Consider the following 16,809-nt stretch of genomic DNA (forward strand, 5'->3'; position numbering starts at 1 on the left):
GTAGGCCTTGGCTTCGCCGCCGAACTTCTTCGACAGCACGGTCGCGATGGCCGCCGTCAGCGTCGTCTTGCCGTGGTCAACGTGACCGATCGTGCCGACGTTCACGTGCGGCTTGGTGCGTTCGAATTTACCTTTTGCCATTTTTCTCTCCAAAAGAGCATCAGCCAGTCTGTGGGTTTAGCGTTTCCGCAGAGTTCCTGATTCCCGCCGACTGGCAAGCGGGGAAGCCTCTGCGAAGACGATTCGAAGGGCCGCCGCCCGAAGGAAGCGGCCCGACGGTTCTTACTTGCCTGCGCGGGCGGTGATGATCGCGTCGGCCACGTTCTTCGGAGCTTCGCTGTAGTGCTTGAACTCCATCGTGTACGTGGCACGGCCCTGCGACATCGAACGCAGCGTGGTCGAGTAGCCGAACATTTCCGACAGCGGGACTTCGGCCTTGATGACCTTGCCGCCACCGACCATATCGTCCATGCCCTGGACCATGCCGCGACGGCTGGACAAATCGCCCATCACGTTGCCGGCGTAGTCTTCCGGGGTCTCGACTTCCACGGCCATCATCGGCTCCAGGATCACCGGCGAAGCCTTGCGGCAGCCTTCCTTGAAGCCCATGGACGCAGCCATCTTGAACGCATTTTCGTTCGAGTCGACTTCGTGGTACGAGCCGAAGGTCAGCGTGACCTTGACGTCCACCACCGGGAAGCCGGCCAGCACGCCGTTCGGCAGCGTGTCGATGATGCCCTTCTCGACGGCCGGGATGAATTCACGCGGAACCACACCACCCTTGATCGCGTCGACGAACTCGAAGCCCTTGCCCGCTTCCTGCGGCTCGACGGTCAGCACGACATGGCCGTACTGGCCCTTGCCGCCCGACTGGCGGACGAACTTGCCTTCGACGTCGGTCGCGGTCTTGCGGATCGTTTCGCGGTAGGCCACCTGCGGCTTGCCGACATTGGCTTCCACGCCGAATTCGCGCTTCATGCGGTCGACGATGATTTCCAGGTGCAGCTCGCCCATGCCCGAGATGATGGTCTGGCCCGACTCTTCATCGGTGCGCAGACGGAAAGACGGATCTTCCTTGGCCAGACGGCCCAGGGCGATACCCATCTTTTCCTGGTCGGCCTTGGTCTTCGGCTCGACGGCCTGCGAGATCACCGGTTCCGGGAACACCATCTTTTCGAGGGTGATGATCGCTTCCGGATCGCACAGCGTTTCGCCGGTCGTGACTTCCTTCAGACCCACGCAGGCCGCGATGTCGCCGGCCAGAATTTCCGAGATTTCCTCGCGCTGGTTGGCGTGCATCTGCAGGATACGGCCGATGCGCTCCTTCTTGCCGCGGATCGGGTTGTAGACGGTCGAGCCCGAGGCCAGGACGCCCGAGTACACGCGCACGAAGGTCAGCTGGCCGACATAGGGGTCGGTCATCAGCTTGAACGCCAGCGCGGCGAACTTCTCGTTGTCGTCGGCCTTGCGGACCACTTCCTTGTCGTCCTCGTCGGTGCCCGGCACCGGCGGAATGTCCACCGGCGAAGGCAGGAAGTCGATGACAGCGTCGAGCATGCGCTGCACACCCTTGTTCTTGAAGGCGGTGCCGCACAGCATCGGCTGGATCTCGGTGGCGATCGTGCGGGTACGCAGCGCAACCTTGATCTCGTCCTCGGTCAGGTCGCCCGTCTCGAGGTACTTGTTCATCAGCTCTTCGCTGGCTTCGGCCGCCGACTCGACCATCTTCTCGCGCCATTCCTGGGCGGTGCCGACCAGGTCGGCCGGGATGTCCACGTAGTCGAACTTCATGCCCTGCGAGGCCTCATCCCACAGGATGGCCTTCATCTTGATCAGGTCCACGACGCCCTTGAAGTTGTCTTCGGCGCCGATGGGGATCACGATGGGCACGGGGTTGGCCTTCAGGCGCGTCTTCATCTGGTCGACGACCTTGAAGAAGTTGGCACCGGTGCGGTCCATCTTGTTGACAAAGGCCAGACGCGGCACCTTGTACTTGTTGGCCTGGCGCCAGACGGTTTCCGACTGCGGCTGCACGCCACCGACGGCGCAATAGACCATGCAGGCGCCGTCCAGCACGCGCATCGAACGCTCCACCTCGATGGTGAAGTCCACGTGTCCGGGGGTGTCGATGATGTTGAAGCGGTGCTCCGGATAGGACATGTCCATGCCCTTCCAGAAGCAGGTCGTCGCGGCCGACGTGATCGTGATGCCGCGCTCTTGCTCCTGCTCCATCCAGTCCATGGTGGCAGCGCCGTCGTGCACTTCACCGATCTTGTGGTTCACGCCGGTGTAGAACAGGATGCGCTCGGTCGTCGTCGTCTTGCCGGCATCGATGTGCGCCGAGATACCGATATTGCGGTAGCGCTCGATGGGGGTCTTGCGTGCCATGAGTTCACTCCAAAAGGCAGGGGCCGCCAGCGGGTTGGTACAAACCCGAGGCGGCCGAATCGAGGGATTTTAGAAGCGGAAGTGCGAGAACGCCTTGTTCGCTTCGGCCATGCGGTGCACTTCGTCGCGCTTCTTCATGGCGCCGCCGCGGCCTTCCGAGGCCTCCAGCAGCTCATTGGCCAGACGCTGGGCCATCGACTTCTCACCGCGCTTGCGGGCCGATTCCTTCAACCAGCGCATGGCCAGGGCCATCCGGCGGACGGGACGAACTTCCACGGGAACTTGGTAGTTCGCACCGCCGACACGGCGGGACTTCACTTCGACCATCGGCTTGACGTTGTTCAGGGCGACGATGAACACTTCCAGCGGGTCCTTGCCGACCTTCTTCTCGATCTGGTCGAGGGCACCATAGATGATGCGCTCTGCAACGGCCTTCTTGCCCGATTCCATGATGACGTTCATGAACTTGGACAGATCGACGTTGCCGAACTTGGGATCCGGCAGGATTTCGCGCTTGGGTACTTCGCGACGACGTGGCATGGGAATCTTCCTCTTGCTTCAGTTTGGCTTCGAGCAACTCGCTCTCGCCGTTGGACGACCACCGACATCAGGGGCCATCCACTTACTCGGTTGCTACCTAGATGGGTACGAACCGCAAAATATCTATCGAGCCTGGCGGAGCCGGGCCAAGACGACTGTTGAATTACTTCTTCGGACGCTTCGCGCCGTACTTGGAACGCGCCTGCTTGCGATCCTTCACGCCCTGCAGGTCCAGCGAACCGCGAACGATGTGGTAACGCACACCCGGCAGATCCTTGACACGACCGCCGCGCACCAGCACGACGCTGTGCTCTTGCAGGTTGTGGCCTTCACCGCCGATGTACGAGATGACCTCGAAACCGTTGGTCAGGCGGACCTTGGCGACCTTACGCAGCGCCGAGTTCGGCTTCTTCGGGGTCGTCGTGTAGACGCGGGTGCAGACGCCGCGGCGCTGCGGGCAATTCTGCATTGCCGGCGACTTGGATTTCGTGACCTCGGCCTGACGGCCTTGGCGCACGAGCTGATTGATGGTTGGCATAAGTGACTTGTTCCCGTTTGAAATCACACTCTCCGACAGCGTCGCCCACGATGGGCGCACCCCTGAAACGGCCGCGTGGCGCTCGCATTGAACGCGACAGGACGCGACAAGACGCAGCAAGGCCTGCTGGAGAGCCCGAGATTGTAGCCTGCTTGTGGATAAGCTTGCAAGCCGGGGCCCGGGAAGCCGTCAGGGTATGCTGCGCCGCCATGCCGACCGAGACTGCCCCTCCCGCCGCCGCGCCGCCCGCGCTGGCCGTCATCGATACCCAGGTCGTGATGGACTGGCTGGTGTTCGGCGATGCCCGCGTCGCGCCGCTGGTACGGGCGCTGGAGGAAGGTGCGCTGCACTGGATCGGCCGGCCGGCCATGCTGGACGAGTTGCGCCATGTGCTCGGCCGCGGCGTAGCGGCGGCCTATGCGCCGGATCTGGCGCGAATCGAGGCGGCCTTTGCCCGTCATTGCCGGATGGTCGAAGCCGCGCCGGCGCCGGCCGTGCGCCTGGTCTGCCGCGACCCGGACGACCAGCAGTTCATCGATCTGGCGATCGCCGAGCGCGCCCGCTGGCTGATCTCGCGCGACCGGGCGGTGCTGGCGCTGGCCAAACGCGCGCGGGCGCTGGATCTGGCGATCCTGACCCCGGAAGCCTGGCTCAAGCAGCAGGCCTAGCCGCTCGGCCATAAAAAAAGGCCACCCGAAGGTGGCCTTTGCCAGAGGGGCGCGGTGATCACTCGCCGCTGCCACCCTCGCTGCCGGAGTCGACGCTGGCCATCTGCGCGGCGGCCAGTTCCTCGGCCTCCTGCATGGCGATGGAACGGCGCTCGGCGTCGTCCATCTCTTCCTTGGCGCGGCGGGCGGTGTGGAAGGCCATGCCGGTACCGGCCGGGATCAGGCGGCCGACGATGACGTTCTCCTTCAGACCGCGCAGCTCGTCGCGCTTGCCCATGATGGCAGCCTCGGTCAGCACGCGGGTCGTCTCCTGGAAGGAGGCGGCCGAGATGAAGGAATCGGTCGACAGCGAAGCCTTGGTGATGCCCAGCAGCACATCGGCATGGGTGGCAATCATCTTGCCTTCCTTGCGCATGCGGTCGTTGGTATCCAGCAGCTCGGAGCGCTCCACCTGCTCGTTCAGGATGTAGTGCGTGTCGCCCGGGTTGGTGATCTGCACGCGACGCAGCATCTGGCGAACGATCACCTCGATGTGCTTGTCGTTGATCTTCACGCCCTGCAGACGGTACACGTCCTGCACTTCGTCGACGATGTAGCGAGCCAGCTCCTCGATGCCCAGGAGGCGCAGGATGTCCTGCGGGTCGGCGGCACCGTCGACGATCAGCTCGCCGCGGTTGACCACCTGGCCCTCGTGCACCAGGATGTTCTTCTCCTTGGGCACCAGCTCCTCGTGCTTCTTGCCGTCCGGATCGGTGATCTCCAGGCGAACCTTGCCCTTGGTCTCCTTGCCGAACGAGACGGTACCGGTCTGCTCGGCCAGCACGCCGACGTCCTTCGGCGAACGGGCTTCGAACAGCTCGGCCACACGCGGCAGACCGCCGGTAATGTCGCGGGTCTTCTGGCCTTCGACCGGGATACGCGCGAGCACCTCACCAGGGGCGAGGTCCTGACCGTCGCGGATCTGGATCAGCGAGCCGACCTGGAAGCCGATCGTCACCGAGTGGTCGGTGCCGGGGATCTTCACCTCGTTGCCGTTGGCGTCGAGCAGCTTGACCTGCGGACGGATGACCTTGGCAGCGCCGCGGCGCTTCGGGTCGATCACGACCAGCGTCGACAGGCCGGTGACCTCGTCCACCTGCTTGGCGACGGTGACGCCTTCCTCGACATTCTCGAACTTCGCCTGGCCGGCGAACTCGGTAATGATCGGACGGGTCAGCGGATCCCAGTTCGCCAGGATCGTGCCGGCCTTGATCTGCTGATCGGCCTTGACCGACAGGATCGCACCGTAGGGCACCTTGTGGCGCTCGCGCTCGCGGCCGTGCGGGTCGGCAATGATGATCTCGCCCGAACGCGAAATCACCACCAGCTCGCCCTTGCCGTTGGTCACATAGCGCATCGTCGCGTTGAAGCCGACGATACCGTCCGACTTGGCGTCGACGCTGGACGCGACCGCGGCACGCGATGCGGCACCACCGATGTGGAAGGTACGCATCGTCAGCTGCGTGCCCGGCTCACCGATCGACTGCGCGGCGATCACGCCGACGGCCTCACCGGTGTTGACCAGGCCGCCACGGCCCAGATCGCGGCCATAGCACTTGGCGCACAGACCGAAGCGGGTCGAGCAGGTCAGCGGGGTGCGGACCTTGATCTCGTCGACACCGGCCTGCTCGAGCTCGTCCAGCGTGTCCTCGTCCAGCATATTGCCGGCCGACAGCACGACAGCCTGCGTCTCGGGGTGCAGCACGTCGATCGCGGTCACGCGACCCAGCACGCGGTCGCGCAGCGACTCGATCACCTCACCGCCCTCAACCAGCGCGCGCATCGCGATGCCGTTGTCCGTGCCGCAATCGTCCTCGGTCACGACCAGATCCTGCGTCACGTCGACCAGACGGCGGGTCAGGTAGCCGGAGTTCGCCGTCTTCAGCGCCGTATCGGCCAGACCCTTACGGGCGCCGTGCGTCGAGATGAAGTACTGCAGAACATTCAGGCCTTCGCGGAAGTTCGCCGTGATCGGCGTCTCGATGATCGAGCCGTCCGGCTTGGCCATCAGGCCCCGCATACCGGCCAGCTGGCGAATCTGGGCCGCGCTACCGCGGGCACCGGAGTCGGCCATCATGTAGATGGAGTTGAAGGACTCCTGATCCACTTCCTTGCCGTTGCGGTCCAGCGTCTTCTGCTTGGACAGCTGGGTCATCATGACCTTGCCGACCTCGTCACCGGTCTTGCCCCAGATGTCGACGACCTTGTTGTAGCGCTCGCCGGCAGTCACCAGACCCGAGACGTACTGCTGCTCGATCTCCTTGACTTCCTTCTCGGCACGCTCGATCAGCTCATACTTCTGCTTGGGCACCAGCATGTCATCGATCGCGATCGAGATGCCGGCACGGGTGGCCAGGCGGAAGCCGCTTTGCAGCAGCTTGTCGGCCAGCACCACCGTCTCCTTCAGACCGCACTTGCGGAACGAGGTGTTGATCAGGCGCGAGATTTCCTTCTTCTTCAGCGCCTTGTTGATGTTGGCGAAGGGCAGGCCCTTGGGCAGGATCTCGCTCAGCAGCGCGCGGCCGACGGTGGTGTCGACGAGCTTGGTCTCGGGCACGAACTCGCCCGTTTCCTTGTTCTTCGTCCACTCGGTCAGGCGGATGCTGATCTTGGCGGTGATCTCGACAACGCCGTTCTCCAGCGCGCGGATCAGCTCGGGGATGTCCGAGAACACCAGGCCCTCGCCACGGCCGTTGATGCGCTCGCGGGTCGCGTAGTACAGACCCAAGACCACGTCCTGCGAGGGCACGATCGAGGGCTCGCCCGAGGCCGGGAACAGCACGTTGTTGGAGGCCAGCATCAAGGTGCGGGCTTCCATCTGCGCTTCGATCGACAGCGGCACGTGGACGGCCATCTGGTCGCCGTCGAAGTCGGCGTTGAAGGCCGCGCAGACCAGCGGATGCAGCTGGATCGCCTTGCCTTCGATCAGCACCGGCTCGAAGGCCTGGATGCCCAGACGGTGCAGCGTCGGCGCGCGGTTCAGCAGAACCGGATGCTCCTTGATGACCTCTTCCAGGATGTCCCAGACCACCGGGGTGCCGGATTCGACTTCCTTCTTCGCCGCCTTGATGGTGGTGGCGATACCCATCGCCTCCAGGCGCGAGAAGATGAAGGGCTTGAACAGCTCCAGCGCCATCAGCTTGGGCAGGCCGCACTGGTGCAGCTTCAAGGTCGGGCCGACCACGATGACCGAACGGCCCGAGTAGTCGACGCGCTTGCCCAGCAGGTTCTGACGGAAGCGACCGCTCTTGCCCTTGATCATGTCGGCCAGCGACTTCAGGGCACGCTTGTTCGCGCCGGTCATCGCCTTGCCGCGGCGGCCGTTGTCCAGCAGCGAGTCGACGGCTTCCTGCAGCATGCGCTTTTCGTTGCGCACGATGATCTCGGGCGCCTTCAGCTCGAGCAGACGGGCCAGACGGTTGTTGCGGTTGATGACGCGGCGATAGAGGTCGTTCAGGTCCGAGGTCGCGAAGCGGCCGCCGTCCAGCGGCACCAGCGGACGCAGGTCCGGCGGCAGCACGGGCAGCACGTCCAGCACCATCCAGCTCGGCTTGATGCCCGACTTCTTGAAGGCTTCCATGACCTTCAGGCGCTTGGAGTTCTTCTTGACCTTCAGCTCGGAGCCGGTCATGTCGTTGCGCAGGCGGTCGATCTCGACGTCGAGATCCATCTCGGCCAGCAGCTTCTGGATGCCTTCGGCGCCCATCAGGGCGATGAACTCGTCACCGAACTCCACGCGCTTCGCGTCGTAGTCGTCCTCGGTCATGATCGAGAACTTCTTCAGCGGCGTCATGCCCGGATCGACGACGACATACGCTTCGAAGTACAGCACGCGCTCGATGTCGCGCAAGGTCATGTCGAGCACCAGGCCCAGACGCGAAGGCAGCGACTTCAGGAACCAGATATGCGCGCAGGGCGCGGCCAGGTCGATATGGCCCATGCGGTCACGGCGGACCTTGGTCTGGGTCACTTCGACGCCGCACTTCTCGCAGATCACGCCGCGGTGCTTCAGGCGCTTGTACTTGCCGCACAGGCACTCGTAGTCCTTGATCGGGCCGAAGATCTTGGCGCAGAACAGGCCGTCACGCTCGGGCTTGAACGTGCGGTAGTTGATGGTCTCAGGCTTCTTCACCTCACCGAACGACCAGCTGCGGATCTTCTCCGGCGAAGCGAGGCCGATCTTGATGGCATCGAAATGCTCATCAGGGGTGAACTGCTTGAACAGGTCCAGCAAACCCTTCATATGTGTTTCTCCTGTTCCTGATTAGTTGCGCTCGAGCTCGATGTCGATGCCGAGCGAACGAATTTCCTTGACCAGCACGTTGAACGATTCCGGCATGCCGGCCTCGATCGCGTGCTCGCCCTTGACGATGCTCTCGTAGACCTTGGTCCGGCCGTTCACGTCGTCGGACTTGACCGTCAGCATTTCCTGCAGGATGTAGGAGGCGCCGTAGGCTTCCAGCGCCCAGACTTCCATCTCACCGAAACGCTGGCCGCCGAACTGCGCCTTGCCGCCCAGCGGCTGCTGGGTGACGAGCGAGTACGGGCCGGTCGAGCGGGCATGCATCTTGTCGTCCACCAGGTGGTGCAGCTTCAGCACATGCATATAGCCGACGGTGACGGGGCGCTCGAAGGCCTCGCCGGTGCGGCCGTCATGCAGCGTCGCCTGGGTACGGGTGGCGGTCAGACCCTTCTTGGCGGCGATGTCGTCCGGGTAGGCCAGCTTCAGCATGCCGCGGATTTCCTCTTCCTTGGCGCCGTCGAAGACCGGCGTCGCGAAAGGCACGCCCTTGGACAGGTTCTCGGCCATCTCGATCACTTCGGCGTCGCTGAGCTCGTCGATGTTCTCGCTCTTGCCGCCGCTCTTGTTGTAGAGCTCGTCGAAGAACTTGCGCAGCTCGGCCACGGCCGAGTGCTGCTGCAGCATGTCGCCGATGCGCTGACCGATGCCCTTGCCGGCCCAGCCCAGATGGACCTCCAGCACCTGACCGACGTTCATCCGCGAGGGCACGCCCAGCGGGTTCAGAACGATGTCGGCGGTCGTGCCGTCGGCCATATAGGGCATATCTTCGATCGGGACGACCTTGGACACGACACCCTTGTTGCCGTGACGGCCGGCCATCTTGTCGCCGGGTTGCAGGCGGCGCTTGACGGCCAGGTAGACCTTGACCATCTTCAGCACGCCGGCCGGCAGCTCGTCGCCCTGCGTCAGCTTCTTGCGCTTCTCTTCGAAGGCCAGATCGAAGGAGTGACGGGTCTGCTCCAGCGAGTTCTTGATCGACTCGAGCTGGTTGGCAACGTCGTCATCGGCCGGACGGATGTCGAACCAGTGGAACTTCTCCACCGAGGCCAGATAGGCCTGGTCGATCTTCGTGCCCTTGGCGATCTTCTGCGGGCCGCCGTTGGCGACCTTGCCGTCCAGCAGCTTGGCGATACGGTCGAAGGCGTCGGCCTCGACGATGCGCAGCTGGTCGTTCAGGTCCAGGCGGAAGCGCTTCAGCTCGTCGTCGATGATCTGCTGGGCGCGCTTGTCGCGCTGTATGCCTTCACGGGTGAAGACCTGCACGTCGATGACGGTGCCGGACGTACCCTGGTCGACGCGCAGCGAGGTGTCCTTCACGTCGGAGGCCTTCTCGCCGAAGATCGCGCGCAGCAGCTTCTCTTCCGGCGTCAGCGTGGTCTCGCCCTTGGGCGTGACCTTGCCGACCAGCACGTCGCCCGGGTTCACCTCGGCACCGATGTAGACGATGCCCGACTCGTCCAGGCGGCCCAGTTGCTGCTCGGACAGGTTCGGGATGTCGCGGGTGATTTCTTCCGAGCCCAGCTTGGTGTCGCGCGCGTTGACCACCAACTCCTCGATGTGGATCGAGGTGTAGCGGTCTTCGGCGATCACACGCTCCGAGATCAGGATCGAGTCCTCGAAGTTGTAGCCGTTCCAGGGCATGAAGGCGACCAGCATGTTCTGGCCCAGCGCCAGTTCACCGATGTCGGTCGAGGCGCCATCGGCGATGATGTCCTCGGCCGCCACCTTGTCGCCGCGACGCACGATCGGACGCTGGTGGATATTGGTGTTCTGGTTCGAGCGCTGATACTTGATCAGGTTGTAGATGTCGACACCGACTTCGCCGGCCACCGTCTCGTCATCGTTGACGCGGATCACGATGCGGTTCGTGTCCACGTAGTCAACGATACCGCCACGGCGCGCGGCCACGACCGTGCCCGAGTCCTTGGCGGCGACGCGCTCGACGCCGGTACCGACCAGGGCCTTCTCGGGCCGCAGCGTCGGCACGGCCTGGCGCTGCATGTTCGCGCCCATCAGCGCGCGGTTCGCATCGTCGTGCTCGAGGAAGGGCACCAGCGAGGCCGCGACCGAGACGATCTGTGTCGGCGCCACGTCCATGTACTGGATGCGCTCGGGCGAGGTCAGCACCGATTCGCCGTTCTCACGCGCCGAGACCAGCTCGTCGACCAGCTGGCCGGCGTCGTTCAGCGTTGCGTTCGCCTGGGCGATCACGTACTTGCCTTCTTCGATCGCCGACAGGTAGTCGATCTGGTCGGTCACCTTGCCGTCGACGACGCGGCGGTACGGCGTCTCGAGGAAGCCGTACTCGTTCAGCTGCGCAAACAGGGCCAGCGAGTTGATCAGGCCGATGTTCGGGCCTTCCGGCGTTTCGATCGGGCAGACGCGGCCGTAGTGGGTCGGATGCACGTCACGGACTTCGAAGCCGGCGCGCTCGCGGGTCAGACCGCCCGGGCCCAGGGCCGAGACGCGACGCTTGTGCGTGATCTCGGACAGCGGGTTGGTCTGGTCCATGAACTGCGACAGCTGCGAGGCACCGAAGAACTCCTTCAGCGCCGCAGAGATCGGCTTGGAGTTGATCAGGTCGTGCGGCATCAGGGCCTCGGTCTCGGCCTGGCCCAGACGCTCCTTGACGGCCTTCTCGATCCGCGCCAGACCCGAGCGGTACTGGTTCTCGGCCAGTTCGCCGACACAGCGCACGCGGCGGTTGCCCAGGTGGTCGATGTCATCGACCTCACCGCGGCCATTGCGCAGCTCGACCAGGATCTTGACGACGTCGAGGATGTCCTCGTTGCTCAGCACCATCGCGCCTTCCGGCGTGTCGCGGCCGACGCGGGCATTGAACTTCATGCGGCCGACGCGCGACAGGTCGTAGGTGTCCTCGCTGTAGAACAGGCGATTGAACAGCGCTTCGACGGCGTCTTCGGTCGGCGGCTCGCCGGGGCGCATCATGCGGTAGATGGCAACGCGGGCGGCCAGCTGGTCGGCCGTCTCGTCAGCGGCCAGGGTCTGGCTGATGTAGGCGCCTTCGTCCAGCTCGTTGGTGAACAGGCACTGGATTTCCTTGATGCCGGCGGCGCGCAGCTTCTTCAGCAGCGCATCGGTCAGCTCGTCATTGGCCTTGGCAATGATCTCGCCGGTGTCGCCATCGACCATGTTCTTGGCCAGCACGCGGCCGACCAGGAAGTCCTCGGGCACCGTCACATGCTGCGTGCCGGACTGCTCCAGCTGGCGCGTGTGGCGGGCGGTGATGCGCTTGTCCTTCTCGACGATGACATTGCCCGACTTGTCGGTGATGTCGAAGCGAGCAACCTCGCCCTTCAGGCGGTCGGCGACAAACTCCATCTGCGCGCCGGCGTCCATCAGACGGAAATTGTCGAAGACGAAGAAGTGCGCCAGGATCTGCTCGGGGTTCAGGCCGATGGCCTTCAGCAGGATCGTGACCGGCATCTTGCGGCGGCGGTCGACGCGGAAGAACAGCACGTCCTTCGGGTCGAACTCGAAGTCCAGCCACGAGCCGCGATACGGAATGATGCGGGCCGAGAACAGCAGCTTGCCGGACGAGTGCGTCTTGCCCTTGTCGTGCTCGAAGAACACGCCGGGCGAACGGTGCAGCTGCGAGACGATGACGCGCTCGGTGCCGTTGACGATGAAGGAGCCGTAGTCGGTCATCAGGGGCACTTCGCCCATATAGACCTCTTGCTCCTTGATCTCCTTGACCGTCTTGGCCTGCGGGCTCTCGCGGTCATAGATGATCATCTGCAGGCGCGCGCGCACGGCGGCCGCATAGGTCAAGCCACGCTGCTGGCATTCGCGGGTGTCGAACGGCGGCTTGGCAATATTGAATTCGAGGAACTTCATCTCCACGAACCCGTTGTGCGAAACAATCGGGAACGCGGACAGGAAGGCAGCCTGCAGGCCTTCGGGCTTGCGCTTGGCTGGGGGGGTGTCTTTTTGCAGGAAGGCGACGTAGCTCTCCTTCTGCATGGTCAAGAGGTAGGGAACGTTGAGAACGCTCTCGCGCTTGCCGAAGCTCTTGCGGATACGCTTGCGCTCGGTATAGCTGTAGGGGGTTGTTTGCGCCATAAACACTCCGTGTCGAGAGCCCACCCCTGGCCGTGGGACGGGCTTCGTCGGCGACTGGCTATTCGATCATTGCAATCGAAGCTTGGTGGTTGGCCACTACCAACCGCTGGCGGACAACCTCGGCATTGCACCAAAGCCCGACCAAACCGGTTCCCTGCAGTCGGATCAGAGAACACTTGAAAGAACCGCGCATCATACCGCACGCGAGCCTTTCAGCTACTCTCAAGGGTAAAAACCCTAGATCCACCCCTCCAGACCGGCGGGGTCTTGAAACGACTAAAGGGGAGGCCCCATGGGACCACCCCTCTAGCGTCTTTCGAGCCGCGACGACCTGGGCCGCCGCGGACACCGAAAAAAGGCTGATTACTTCAGCTCGGCCTTGGCGCCAGCCTCGACCAGCTTCTTGACAGCAGCTTCGGCGTCGGCCTTGGCCACGCCTTCCTTGACGTTCTTCGGAGCGCCGTCGACCAGGTCCTTGGCTTCCTTCAGACCCAGGCCGGTGATTTCGCGCACGGCCTTGATGACCGAAACCTTGTTCGCGCCGGCGTCGGTCAGGACGACGTTGAACTCGGTCTTCTCTTCGGCGGCGGCTGCAGCGCCACCGGCGGCGCCGCCAGCGGCGGGAGCAGCCATCGAAGCGGCGGACACGCCGAACTTCTCTTCAATTGCCTTGACCAGATCGTTCAGTTCCAGAACGGTCATGCTGTCCAGAGCGGACAGGAAAGCGTCTTTGTCGAATGCCATGATGAATTTCCTAAAAACAGATTGATTGCGTGATGAAAACGCGTTGTTCGTCGATCAGGCGGCAGCCGGGGCTTCGGCTTGCTCGCCGCCACCCTTTTGCTGAGCCAGGGCAGCCAGCACGGCCGCGGTGCGTTGCACCGGCGACAGCAGCAGGCCGGCGATCTGCGACAGCAGGACTTCCTTGGACGGGACGGAGGCCAGAGCCTTCACGCCTTCCACGTCCAGAGCCTTGCCACCGTAGGCACCACCCTTGATGACGAGCTTGTCGTTGGTCTTGGCAAAGTCAGCGATGACTTTGGCAGCCGCGACAGCGTCTTCCGAAAAGCCGTAGATCAGCGGGCCGACCATGGCATCCGAGGCTGCTTCGAACGAAGTGCCGGCAACAGCACGACGCGCCAGGGTGTTCTTCAGCACGTGAAGATACACACCTTGGGCACGCGCGGTGACGCGCAGCTTGTTCAAGGCTTCCACGGTGAGGCCACGGTACTCGGCCAGCGCCAGTGTCTGGGCCTTGGCGGCTTGCGCCGCCACGTCCGACACAACGGCTGCCTTCTCGTTGCGATTGAGACTCAAGGTCTACTCCTCACATTACGCCCCGCGGATCTTGCGACCCTTTGGGGCACCGGATTCAGCGACCTTCTGTTCAGGAAACAAATTCCTTTGCAGCGGGACCGCCATCTGCGCTGACCGGAGGCAAGCCTCCGATTAAGCATCGCCCTCCTACTGCAAGGGCTTTGCGCCAGCGGTCTTGGATGACCTGCACCAGTTGCCGGGTGCAGCCCACCAATTCATCGGTGCGCCGCCAGACTCGCGACGCGCCTCAAACTGAATATGACGCTCAGGCGGCGACCTGGGCGTTGATCGTCGCGATGTCGACGCGGGCGCCGACGCCCATCGTCGAGGACACGGCGACCTTGCGCAGGTAGATGCCCTTGCTCGAGGCCGGCTTGGCCTTGTTCAGGGCTTCGATCAGCGCGCGCAGATTGCCTTCCAGCTTGTCCGTGTCGAACGAGCGACGGCCCAGCGTGCCGTGGATGATGCCGGCCTTGTCGACGCGGAACTGGACCTGGCCAGCCTTGGCGTTCTTGACAGCGGTGGCGACGTCCGGGGTCACGGTGCCGACCTTCGGGTTCGGCATCAGGCCGCGCGGGCCCAGGATCTGACCCAGGGTACCGACGATGCGCATCGTGTCGGGCGAGGCGATCACCACGTCGAAGGGCATGTCGCCGGCCTTGACGCGCTCGGCCAGGTCTTCCATGCCGACCACGTCGGCACCGGCTGCCTTGGCTTCCTCGGCCTTGGCACCTTGGGCGAACACGGCCACGCGCTTGGTCTTGCCGGTGCCGTTGGGCATCACGACGGCGCCGCGAACGACCTGGTCCGACTTCTTGGCATCGATGCCCAGTTGCACGGCAACGTCGATCGACTCATCGAACTTGGCGGTGGCCAGGCTCTTGACCAGGTCCAGCGCCTCGGTCAGGCCGTACAGCTTGGTCGTCTCGACCTTGCCAGCCAGGGCCTTTTGCTTCTTGGTCAGCTTTGCCATCTCACAGGCCCTCCACGATGATGCCCATCGAACGGGCGGAACCAGCGATGGTGCGAACGGCGGCGTCCATATCGGCGGCCGTCAGGTCCTTCTGCTTGGTCTTGGCGATTTCTTCCAGCTGGGCGCGGGTCAGCTTGCCGACCTTCTCCAGATGCGGCTTGGCCGAACCCTTGTCCAGCTTGGCAGCCTTCTTCAGCAGCACGGTCGCCGGCGGCGACTTGATGATGAAGGTGAAGCTCTTGTCGGCGAAGGCGGTGATGACCACCGGCAGCTTCAGACCCGGCTCATAGCTCTGCGTCTGGGCGTTGAAGGCCTTGCAGAATTCCATGATGTTCAGGCCGCGCTGACCCAGCGCGGGACCGACCGGCGGCGAAGGATTTGCCTTGCCGGCCGGAATTTGCAGCTTGATGAAGCCGATAATTTTCTTGGCCATTTTTTCTCCTACAGCGCCACGGCAGCCCGCCGCAACGCCTGAGTGCTAACGCAAAGGGCTGGTTACCTTTGCTCCTCTTGTCCGCATCTCGTCGCGGACTGACTACGGGCAGGCTTGAGGCGCCTGCCAGGCCCTAGAACCTTTTGCCTTCGGACCTCGCGGCCCTCGGCGAAAGGTTTAACAAACAAGGTTTGTTAAACCTTCTCGACCTGACCGAAGTCCAGCTCGACCGGCGTCGCACGACCGAAGATCGTGACCGAGACGCGCACCTTGGACTTGTCGTAGTTGACTTCCTCGACGGCGCCGTTGAAATCGGTGAACGGGCCTTCCTTGACGCGCACGATCTCGCCGACGGTCCACTCGACCTTGGGCCGCGGCTTCTCGATGCCTTCCTGCATCTGGTTGACGATCTTCATCACCTCGGCCTCCGAGATCGGCGCCGGGCGATTCTTGGCGCCGCCGACGAAGCCGGTCACCTTGGAGGTGTGCTTGACCAGATGCCAGGTGTCGTCTTCCATCACCATCTCGACCAGCACATAGCCGGGGAAGAAACGGCGCTCGGTGACGGCCTTCTTGCCGTTCTTCAGCTCGACGACCTCTTCGGTCGGCACCAGGATGCGACCGAACTTGTCCTGCATGCCGGCGCGCTCGATGCGCTCACGCAGATTGCGCTCGACCGCCTTCTCCATGCCCGAATAGGCGTGGACGACGTACCAGCGCTTGGGCAGGCCGCTCGAGGCTTCCGGTGCGGCGGCCACGGCCGCGGCGATCATTTGCTCTTCGCTCATCGCTCTTCCTTTAGCGCTTCCAACCGAGGACCAGGTCGTACAAAACCCATTCCAGCGTCTTGTCGGTGACCCACAGGAACAGCGCCATCACGACGACGAAGGCAAACACATAGCCCGTCATCTGCATCGCTTCCTTGCGGGTCGGCCAGACCACCTTGCGGACTTCCTTGACCGAATCCTGGCCGTAGCCGATCAGCGACTTACCCGACTCCGAGGTGAAGAAGGTGCCCACCGCCGCGACCAGCAGCACGAGCAGCGCCGCCCATTGGGCAACGGCGCCCTGCTTGGACAGCGCGTAAAAAGCCACCAGGGCACCGATCAACAGGATGGCGGCGCCAGCCAGCTTGACCTTGTCGGCGCCGGTCGTGACCGTTTCGACTTGAGGATTGGACATTGATGCTTCTCTTGAACCTGCCGCGAGCCTTTCCTGCGAACGACCCATCAGCAGCAAAGCCCGCCGGGATCGACTCCCGCGGGCTGCTGTTTGACCACTGGAACCAGCGATTATCGCTGATGATTTTCGCTGGCAGGGGCAGAGGGTCTCGAACCCCCAACCTTCGGTTTTGGAGACCGACGCTCTGCCAATTGAGCTATGCCCCTGTGGCCTTCTTGAAAATTACTCGAGGATGGTAGCCACGACGCCCGAGCCGACGGTACGACCGCCTTCACGGATGGCGAAGCGCAGACCCTGCTCCATGGCGATCGGGGCGATCAGCTTGACGGTGATCGACACGTTGTC

The 16,809-nt window shown here is 63.6% G+C and carries 14 protein-coding genes and 1 tRNA gene; 1 reads left to right on the forward strand and 14 read right to left on the reverse strand.

Annotated features, from left to right (window positions below; translation table 11 throughout):
• From QWJ38_RS23620 to rpsL, 4 genes are all read right to left on the reverse strand, one after another.
• The coding region (locus tag QWJ38_RS23620) for a GTP-binding protein (protein WP_255459082.1) at nucleotides 1–141 on the reverse strand (141 nt) is incomplete at its 3' end.
• 141 nt (nucleotides 142–282) lie between these two features.
• Nucleotides 283–2,388, reverse strand: a complete 2,106-nt coding sequence (gene fusA / locus QWJ38_RS23625; protein WP_290361592.1) for an elongation factor G — start codon at nucleotides 2,386–2,388, stop codon at nucleotides 283–285.
• A gap of 69 nt (nucleotides 2,389–2,457) precedes the next feature.
• Nucleotides 2,458–2,928 carry a 30S ribosomal protein S7 gene (gene rpsG / locus QWJ38_RS23630; protein ID WP_290361593.1) on the reverse strand — a complete coding sequence of 157 codons (471 nt, stop codon included), beginning with the start codon at nucleotides 2,926–2,928 and terminating at the stop codon, nucleotides 2,458–2,460.
• A gap of 163 nt (nucleotides 2,929–3,091) precedes the next feature.
• Nucleotides 3,092–3,466, reverse strand: a complete 375-nt coding sequence (gene rpsL, locus QWJ38_RS23635) for a 30S ribosomal protein S12 (RefSeq protein ID WP_290361594.1) — start codon at nucleotides 3,464–3,466, stop codon at nucleotides 3,092–3,094.
• A 209-nt stretch (nucleotides 3,467–3,675) separates the two neighbouring features.
• On the opposite strand from rpsL, the gene QWJ38_RS23640 reads away from it, so the two are divergent.
• The gene (locus QWJ38_RS23640; protein ID WP_290361595.1) at nucleotides 3,676–4,134 is read left to right on the forward strand and encodes a putative toxin-antitoxin system toxin component, PIN family; all 459 of its coding nucleotides are present in this window, start codon (nucleotides 3,676–3,678) and stop codon (nucleotides 4,132–4,134) included.
• Nucleotides 4,135–4,192: 58 nt separating this feature from the next.
• On the opposite strand, the gene rpoC is transcribed toward QWJ38_RS23640, so the two are convergent.
• From rpoC to QWJ38_RS23690, 10 genes are all read right to left on the reverse strand, one after another.
• Nucleotides 4,193–8,416 (reverse strand): DNA-directed RNA polymerase subunit beta', encoded by a 4,224-nt coding sequence (rpoC, locus tag QWJ38_RS23645; protein WP_290361596.1) that lies wholly within the window; start codon nucleotides 8,414–8,416, stop codon nucleotides 4,193–4,195.
• Between the two features lie 21 nt (nucleotides 8,417–8,437).
• Nucleotides 8,438–12,559 carry a DNA-directed RNA polymerase subunit beta gene (gene rpoB, locus QWJ38_RS23650; protein WP_290361597.1) on the reverse strand — a complete coding sequence of 1,374 codons (4,122 nt, stop codon included), beginning with the start codon at nucleotides 12,557–12,559 and terminating at the stop codon, nucleotides 8,438–8,440.
• A 363-nt stretch (nucleotides 12,560–12,922) separates the two neighbouring features.
• Nucleotides 12,923–13,303 (reverse strand): 50S ribosomal protein L7/L12, encoded by a 381-nt coding sequence (gene rplL / locus QWJ38_RS23655; RefSeq protein WP_290361598.1) that lies wholly within the window; start codon nucleotides 13,301–13,303, stop codon nucleotides 12,923–12,925.
• A 54-nt stretch (nucleotides 13,304–13,357) separates the two neighbouring features.
• Nucleotides 13,358–13,876 carry a 50S ribosomal protein L10 gene (gene rplJ, locus QWJ38_RS23660; protein ID WP_290361599.1) on the reverse strand — a complete coding sequence of 173 codons (519 nt, stop codon included), beginning with the start codon at nucleotides 13,874–13,876 and terminating at the stop codon, nucleotides 13,358–13,360.
• A 265-nt stretch (nucleotides 13,877–14,141) separates the two neighbouring features.
• The gene (gene rplA / locus QWJ38_RS23665; protein WP_290361600.1) at nucleotides 14,142–14,849 is read right to left on the reverse strand and encodes a 50S ribosomal protein L1; all 708 of its coding nucleotides are present in this window, start codon (nucleotides 14,847–14,849) and stop codon (nucleotides 14,142–14,144) included.
• A 1-nt stretch (nucleotide 14,850) separates the two neighbouring features.
• Nucleotides 14,851–15,282: a 50S ribosomal protein L11 gene (gene rplK, locus QWJ38_RS23670; protein ID WP_290361601.1), complete on the reverse strand. Its 432-nt coding sequence runs from the start codon at nucleotides 15,280–15,282 to the stop codon at nucleotides 14,851–14,853.
• A gap of 194 nt (nucleotides 15,283–15,476) precedes the next feature.
• Complete coding sequence (gene nusG, locus QWJ38_RS23675; protein WP_290361603.1) at nucleotides 15,477–16,055, reverse strand: transcription termination/antitermination protein NusG; 579 nt, start codon at nucleotides 16,053–16,055, stop codon at nucleotides 15,477–15,479.
• A 25-nt stretch (nucleotides 16,056–16,080) separates the two neighbouring features.
• The gene (gene secE, locus QWJ38_RS23680; protein ID WP_290361602.1) at nucleotides 16,081–16,464 is read right to left on the reverse strand and encodes a preprotein translocase subunit SecE; all 384 of its coding nucleotides are present in this window, start codon (nucleotides 16,462–16,464) and stop codon (nucleotides 16,081–16,083) included.
• Nucleotides 16,465–16,594: 130 nt separating this feature from the next.
• Nucleotides 16,595–16,670, reverse strand: a tRNA-Trp gene (locus tag QWJ38_RS23685).
• A gap of 16 nt (nucleotides 16,671–16,686) precedes the next feature.
• On the reverse strand, nucleotides 16,687–16,809 hold a 123-nt coding region (locus tag QWJ38_RS23690; RefSeq protein WP_491572025.1), incomplete at its 5' end, for an EF-Tu C-terminal domain-related protein.

It is taken from the genome of Roseateles violae, from assembly GCF_030410485.1.
Taxonomy (GTDB): Bacteria; Pseudomonadota; Gammaproteobacteria; order Burkholderiales; family Burkholderiaceae_C; genus Roseateles_D; species Roseateles_D violae.